Origin of the sequence: Carboxylicivirga caseinilyticus (genome assembly GCF_050589785.1) — a bacterium.
Lineage (GTDB): Bacteria > Bacteroidota > Bacteroidia > Bacteroidales > Marinilabiliaceae > Carboxylicivirga > Carboxylicivirga caseinilyticus.
Window position 1 is genome coordinate 164,576 of record NZ_JBNGOX010000008.1, and the last position, 7,212, is coordinate 171,787.

3 protein-coding genes are annotated in these 7,212 nt (G+C 38.3%); 2 read left to right on the forward strand and 1 reads right to left on the reverse strand.

What is annotated here, in order from left to right:
* The first annotated feature begins 156 nt into the window (after positions 1-156).
* Together ACRD62_RS06560 and ACRD62_RS06565 are read left to right on the forward strand one after the other, a co-directional pair.
* A complete protein-coding gene (locus ACRD62_RS06560; protein WP_430819334.1) occupies positions 157-2,493 on the forward strand; it encodes a GH92 family glycosyl hydrolase in 2,337 nt (778 codons plus the stop codon).
* Between the two features lie 287 nt (positions 2,494-2,780).
* The gene (locus ACRD62_RS06565) at positions 2,781-4,433 is read left to right on the forward strand and encodes a C2 family cysteine protease (protein ID WP_430819335.1); all 1,653 of its coding nucleotides are present in this window, start codon (positions 2,781-2,783) and stop codon (positions 4,431-4,433) included.
* Between the two features lie 175 nt (positions 4,434-4,608).
* On the opposite strand, the gene katG is transcribed toward ACRD62_RS06565, so the two are convergent.
* Positions 4,609-6,777 carry a catalase/peroxidase HPI gene (katG, locus tag ACRD62_RS06570; protein WP_430819336.1) on the reverse strand — a complete coding sequence of 723 codons (2,169 nt, stop codon included), beginning with the start codon at positions 6,775-6,777 and terminating at the stop codon, positions 4,609-4,611.
* Positions 6,778-7,212: the final 435 nt, after the last annotated feature.

Sequence of the window (7,212 nt, forward strand, 5' to 3'; positions counted from 1 at the left end):
ATTTATTTCCTGTCTTTTAAGTAATGAAGATAGAATGATATAAAGTTCTACAATCATACAGAATATCAATACATAAATTTACTGAGTGTTGTAATCAGTAAAGTTGTAGAATAGTTAATTGGATTCGTAATTGCTGAGATAAAATTGAAAGAATATATGAAATGTAGATTTATTAAACTTCTGATGAGTGTATTGGTAGTTGGTGGTAACAGCATGTTGGCTCAGGAGGATCTGACACAATATGTTGATCCTTTTATCGGAACCGATGAAATGGGACATGTTTTCCCCGGAGCATGTGCACCTTTTGGTATGGTTCAGTTGAGTCCAGAAACCGACAGTGTTCAGTTTCTGGATAATGGTAAATACAATAAAAATGTATATCGTTATTGTGCCGGTTACCAGTATAAAGATGAAAATATAGTTGGCTTTAGTCATACCCATTTGAGCGGAACAGGACATTCCGATCTAGGCGATTTTCTGATTATGCCAACTGTTGGAGAGGTCCATTACAATCCGGGAACTTCAGATGATACATCAAAAGGCTATCGTTCAAAGTTCAGAAAAGAAACAGAGAAGGCAGAACCCGGTTATTATACCGTTGAACTGGATGATTATAAGATAAAAGCTGAGTTAACAGCTACACAGCGTGTGGGATTTCATAAGTATACATTCCCTCAAAGTGATGATGCACATATAATGCTTGATCTTACCCATGGAATTTATAATTATGATGGAAAAGTACTTTGGTCAACCATTCGGGTAGAGAACGATACACTTGTTACTGGTTACCGCATTACAAGAGGATGGGCCAGAACCAATTATTTGTATTTTGCCATGACTTTTTCAAAGCCTATAAAAGATTATGGTTGTAAAAACGATGAAAAAGTATTGTATAATGGTTTCTGGAGGAAGTTCGACCAAACGAAAAACTTCCCTGAAATGGCAGGAAAAGCTTTAATAGCCAATTTTAATTTTGATACCGAAGAAGGTGAAGAAATAAAAGTGAAGTTTGCCTTGTCAGCTGTAGGTACTTTGGGTGCAATTAAGAACCTGGAAGCAGAAGTTCCTCACTTCGATTTTGACAAAACCCGATTAGCAACCAAAGCAGCCTGGCAAAATGAGTTAAGCCGGATTAAAGTGGATGCAACAGAAGAAAAGAAAATTACTTTTTATACCTCAATGTACCATTCATTCATTAATCCGGTTGAGTACACAGATGTGGATGGACAATACCGTGGTTTGGATCATAATATACATCAGTCAGATGGTTTTGTTAATTATACTGTTTTCTCTTTGTGGGATACCTACCGTGCTCAGCATCCTTTGATGACGCTTATTCAACCGAGTCGATCAGCGGATATGATTAATTCTATGCTTGCTCACTATGATCAAAGTGTGCATAAGATTCTACCGATATGGAGCCACTTTGGAAATGAGAACTGGTGTATGATCGGTTATCATGCTGTACCTGTTATTGCCGATGCTTTGGTGAGTGGTCTGAAAGGAATTGATCAGGAGAAAGCTTTGGAGGCTTGTTTGTCAAGTGCCAATTACGATATGTATGATGGTATTGGAGAGTATAAACAGTATGGCTATGTACCGCATGACAGAAGTAGTGTGGGAGCATCAATGACACTGGAATATGCATACGATGACTGGACTATAGCCCAGTTGGCTAACAAAATGGGCAAAAAAGAAATTGAGAAAGAGTATAGGAATCGCTCTGAGAATTGGAAGAATCTGTTTGATGAGGATTTGGGGTATGTCAGGGCTAAAAATAAGAAGGGAGAATGGATTTCACCTTTCGATCCGCTTGATACTCACTCAGCTGGTTTTATAGAAGGTAATTCATGGAACTATTCTCTTTATGTGCCTCAGGATGTAAAAGGATTGATACAAAAGATGGGTGGAAATGAGAAATTCACTGATCACCTTGATTCTTTATTTACCATGTACATTCCGGATAAATATTTCGAACATACCGAAGATGTAACACGTGAAGGTATTATGGGGGGATATGTTCATGGAAATGAACCCAGCCATCATGTGGCTTATATGTATAACTGGGCTGGTAAACCATGGAAAACACAACAGAGGATTCATGAAATTATGAAATCGAAATATCTGAATAAACCAGATGGTTTATGTGGTAACGATGATTGTGGGCAGATGTCGGCATGGTACATCTTTTCTTCACTGGGCTTTTATCCGGTTGCTCCGGCCTCAGGACAATATGCGATTGGTGCACCTTCAGTGAAAGAAGCAATCATTAAACTCGAAAACGGAAAGGAATTTAAGATTGAAGCAGTAAACTATTCTAAAGATCGAATCTATATTGAATCAGTTACTTTGAATGGACAGAAGTGGGATAAAAATTACCTGAATGTAGAGGATGTTATGAATGGAGGAGAGTTAATCTTCAAAATGAGTAAAAGACCGAATACCAAATGGGCATCGGATGAAAGTTCCATTCCACTATCAACAACAAAATAGCAATTTCAACACTTTCATACTTCGCACTCCTTATGACAACTGTTATAGGGAGTGTTTTTTTAGATCTATCATGTAATGATATTCACTTTTGAGCATTATGATTTTGTTGGAGGATCGACATGGATTAATTGTTCAATAGTGACTAATTAGTATGCTATTTTGCCAATTATTTGTATTTGATTTTTCAACACTAGGTATTTACTCTCATTACAATTAGGTTTGATAACGTTGTATGATTGATCGATGATCTCAATTCTTTGAATTAATATTTGAATAAAAATCTAACTATGAAATTTAGTAAATCAAATCTCTTATCATTTGTTTCACTGTCTCTATTGGTCATGGTTTTGCATGGTTGTGAAGGTGATACCAAAGAACCAGAGGAAGAAGTAATCCTTGAAAATGTAGCAACAGTTTTTGAAAGCTGTAATTATGATGGGTTTACAGCCAGTTTGCCGGTTGGTACTTATGAATTAGCTCAGCTGCGAAAGAAGGGACTAAGAAATGATCAAATATCATCCGTAAAGGTAAATAGTGGCTACATTGTTACTTTTTTTGATGAGGATAATTTTTCAGGTGAATCAGTTGTCAAAATTGGTCAGACGAATTGTTTATCAAGTTCAGATTTAAATGATCGGGTAACATCGTTGATTATTGAGAAAAATGAAAATTTAGATCCTCCATCAGCTCCAAGTGAGGTAATTGTGTTAGCCAAATCCGACACCCGAATTGGAGTAAGCTGGACAGATAATTCTGATGATGAATTAATATTTAATGTGTTGGTTTATGATCAGGATGATGAATTAATATCAACTATTACTGCAGATGCCGATGTTACAAGTGTTGAGGTTAGCGAATTAACGATTAATACAACATATTCTGTTGAAGTCTCGGCTGAAAGTCTGGGAGGTGTTTCGCAAAAGACAGCTAAAGTTTCAGTAACCACCTTAAGTGTTGCTTCAGAGAATATTGATGATCTTATGAGTAAAGCAGGTGGTTTTACCGAATCAAATAATACTCCAATGGGAAGGCATTTCGAAAATCTGCATGTAACTACAGATGCTGATTTAGCATATTTGAATGATGCCAATAATCAACCTCCAAATCCGAATGGTTTAGAAAGTCTTTCATGGGAATATCAACCAGTAACTTTATACCCTTATGGCACTCCTGTACCTGCAGACCTTAATCAACATGCAATAGGTGATTGTAATGGAGTAACAGCTTTAGCAAGTATGTCGTATCTGGCATCTGATTTTGTTAAGTCTATCATTACGGATAATGGAGACAAGACGTATACTATCAAAATGTTTGATCCGCAAGGAAAAAGAATAACAGTTACAGTGGATAACAAGTTTTTGTGTAACTCTTCCGGAATTCAGGCGTGTACTGGTAAAAATGGTGTGGCTACATGGGGTACTATTCTTGAAAAAGCCATCATGAAGTACAATGTTATCTATCAGGCAAATCCTGATATCGGTGGAATTGGATCAGAACATGTTACTCCATTATTTACTGGTGAAGGCAGTAGTTTTTCTTTTGATAGAGGTAAACTAACTGCTAATGAGCTTGCTCGTGTAGTACGATGGGGACTAGCAAATGGTAAGTTTATCTCAGGAGGCTTTAGCCCTCAGAAAAATATTGGTAATGTGCATACTGTTACAGCTCATGGATATGCACTACTTATATCCCGCGATCCTTCAGCATTATTTGGTATGAGAAATCCCTGGGGTGTGAATCCATATACAACCGGTGGTTATGAATCAAGCAAAGATGGAGTTCTGGATATACCTTCAACGGGTGATGTACCGGCAACAATCGATTTACGTGTTATCGATCCGGGAATTGCCGGTACAAAAGGTAGAACAGATGCATACATTCCACCTAGTGCTGCTGTTCAAAATATTGGAGAAGTAAATTTGTGGGGTGATGCATTGTAGCTGACTGATAGATTATTGAAGCATAAATGTGTATGTTGAACGCCTGTATATGATTTGTATATATGGGCGTTTTTTCATTAAAACATTCATCATGCATTAACAAACCTTATTGGTACAAAAGAAAAAGCGGCTTGATATAATTACCAAACCGCTTAAAATTATAGCGTTATATTGATTATAAATCAAATCTGTCAGCATTCATAACTTTAACCCAGGCTTTAACGAAATCATTTACAAATTTCTCCTTATTATCATCCTGAGCATATACTTCAGCATAAGATCTTAATATTGAGTTGGATCCAAATACAAGGTCGATACGGGTGGCTGTCCATTTAGCCTTGCCATTATTTCTGTCGCAAATCTCATAAAGATCTTTGCTGATTGGTTTCCAGTAGTTGCCCATATCAGTCAGATTCACAAAAAAGTCGTTGCTTAATGCTCCGGTATTTTGTGTTAATACACCATGTGAAGTTCCGCCGTAGTTAGTTCCCATCATTCGCATACCACCAACCAGGACGGTCATTTCTGGAGCTGTAAGTCCCATCAATTGAGCCCGGTCAAGTAATAACTCTTCAGGACTAACTACATAGTCTTTTTTCATCCAGTTTCTGAAACCATCTGCCAATGGCTCAAGAGGAGCAAAAGATTCGGCATCTGTCATTTCATCAGTTGCATCGCCTCTTCCGGGAGCAAAAGGTACCTGAATGGCGATTCCAGCCTTTTTCGCTGCTTGTTCTACACCAACATTACCGGCGAGTACAATTACATCAGCAACACTAATACCAAATTCAGCGGCTATGGGTTCCAGAACGGCCAGTACTTTTGCCAATCGCTGAGGCTCATTGCCTTCCCAGTCTTTCTGAGGAGCCAGTCGAATACGCGCACCGTTGGCACCTCCTCTCATATCTGATCCTCTGAATGTTCTTGCACTATCCCATGCTGTAGAAACCATATCGGCAACACTTAAACCTGCAGCTTCAATCTTTGCTTTAACAGCTTCTACGTCGTAATCTTTTTTACCAGCAGGCACAGGATCTTGCCATATTAAATCTTCATCTGGTACATCAGGACCAACGTAACGAACTTTTGGTCCCATATCGCGGTGTGTAAGTTTAAACCAAGCTCTTGCAAAAGCATCAGAAAAGGCATCAAAGTCGTTCATGAATTTTTCAGATATCTTTCGATATTCAGGATCCATTTTCAATGCCATATCAGCATCTGTCATCATAGGATTATGACGAATGGAAAAATCTTCCACATCAACAGGCTTATCTTCATCTGCAATGTTTACAGGTTCCCATTGCCAGGCTCCTGCCGGGCTCTTGCGTAATTCCCAGTCGTGCTTGAAAAGCATTTTAAAGAAACCATTATCCCACTGGGTTGGGTGAGTTGTCCAGGCTCCTTCTAATCCGCTGGTTACGGTGTAGCGACCTTTACCTGATTTATGAGGGTTTGACCAACCTAAACCTTGTTCTTCCACATTGGCTGATTCCGGATCGGGTCCTAATAAGCTGGCATCACCATTACCATGTGTTTTTCCTACTGTATGACCGCCAGCTGTCAATGCTACTGTTTCTTCGTCATTCATTGCCATTCGGCGGAATGTTTCACGCATTTGCATGGCCGTTTTCAAAGGATCAGGTTTGCCGTTAACACCTTCGGGATTTACATAGATCAAACCCATCTGAACTGAAGCTAAAGGGTTTTCCATGGTTTCGGGTTTCTCAACGTTGTCGTAACGTTCGTCACTTGGTGCCAGCCATTCTTTCTCTGCTCCCCAATAGGTATCTTTTTCGGGATGCCAGATATCTTCTCGACCAAAAGCAAAACCAAAAGTTTTAAGACCCATACTTTCATAGGCCATATTACCTGCCAGAATAATTAAATCGGCCCAGCTTACTTTGTTGCCATATTTCTTTTTAAGAGGCCATAACAAACGACGAGCCTTATCCAAACTCACATTATCAGGCCATGAATTAAGCGGAGCAAAGCGTTGATTACCCGTTGCACCTCCACCACGTCCGTCGGCAATACGATAGGAACCGGCGGCATGCCAGGCCATCCGAATCATCAGGCCACCATAGTGACCCCAATCGGCAGGCCACCAATCCTGACTGTCAGTCATTAATTCTTTCAAATCCTTTTTTAAGGCTTCAACATCTAATTTTTTTAATTCTTCACGATAGTTGAAATCCTTACCCATTGGGTTTGTTTTTGTATCGTGCTGATGTAATATATCTAGATTAAGAGCATTGGGCCACCAATCCATAACTGAAGAACCAGCAGATGTGTTGCCTCCGTGCATTACCGGACATTTGCCACCGTGATTGTTTTTACTATCCATGTTATTGAGTATTAAATTATTGTTTTTGATTATAATGTAAATGTATGGCAAATGAAAGGCAATGTAAAATTGAAAATATCTATAGTGATATTGGTAATATCTATGAGTCAATTAATTCCAGTGATTGAGCTTAAATGTTGATGAAAATTTGTACAATAGATATAGAAAAATGATTACAGACCTCTTTAATACTATAAGAAGGGAGGAAGGCAAAATGAGAAAGACCTGATATATTCTTTACTTCCTATTCTTTGCCTTTAAATGGTGTTGGGCTTTAACCTTTTAAATTTAAGATAAGACCAACGCTTAATAAGGTTATTGACTGTTCTAGGTAATTTAGTTAGGCGATTTCAGAAGTAATACTTAAAAAGGAAAATATATGAGGTTAATCTTTACCGATTAGCCTCTTTGTTTTTCATAATAATATATTGATTC

Bases quoted from the DNA above. Each gene is read 5' to 3' on its own strand.
- ACRD62_RS06560 (WP_430819334.1), top strand. From the start codon at position 157: ATGAAATGTAGATTTATTAAACTTCTGATGAGTGTATTGGTAGTTGGT.
- ACRD62_RS06565 (WP_430819335.1), top strand. From the start codon at position 2,781: ATGAAATTTAGTAAATCAAATCTCTTATCATTTGTTTCACTGTCTCTA.
- katG (WP_430819336.1), bottom strand. From the start codon at position 6,777: ATGGATAGTAAAAACAATCACGGTGGCAAATGTCCGGTAATGCACGGA.